The organism is Bradyrhizobium sp. Mp19 (assembly GCF_029952935.1).
In the GTDB taxonomy this organism is placed as follows: Bacteria; Pseudomonadota; Alphaproteobacteria; order Rhizobiales; family Xanthobacteraceae; genus Bradyrhizobium; species Bradyrhizobium elkanii.
Map to the genome: position 1 here is coordinate 1 of NZ_JASAUT010000199.1, position 514 is coordinate 514.

Annotated in this window: 1 protein-coding gene; it reads right to left on the reverse strand. The window is 67.1% G+C overall.

Translation table 11 applies throughout. The features are described 5' to 3' along the window. The coding region (locus QJT82_RS45580; protein ID WP_281446746.1) for a transposase at window positions 1-514 on the reverse strand (514 nt) is incomplete at both ends.

Below are 514 nucleotides of genomic sequence, written 5' to 3' on the forward strand. Positions count from 1 at the left end.
CCCACGCCGGGCAGCGAACGCATTAACTTCGCATCGTCCGCGATCTGCGCTTCGGCTTTAATCAATGCGCTGATGTCGGCCTCGATCTCGGCGATCTCGCTGTCGAGGACCTCGATGAGGCGGCCGATGCGTTCGGCCATGGCGCGATCGTCGGCCTCGCTGCGCCGGTTCTTCTCCTGGGCGCGCATGAGGACCAGCTGATCCCGCCGTTTTGCAAGCCTCGCCAAGGCGCCCCGTGCAGGATCGGCGACCTGCTCGGGGGCGGGCTGCATGGCCCGCGCAAAGGCCGCCAGCATCCGCGCATCGATCGGATCGGTCTTGGCGAGTAGGCCGCTGGCCCGTGCAAAGTCGCGGGCACGGGCCGGGTTGATCCGTGCGAACTGGATCCCGGCCTGACGCAGCGCCTCGCGAAGCGCGAGGTCATAGATACCCGTCGCCTCGAAGACGACCAGCGCATCGCATTGCCAACGCGCCACCTGCTGTGTGATGGCCTGTGTCGCGTTGGCAATGCGCC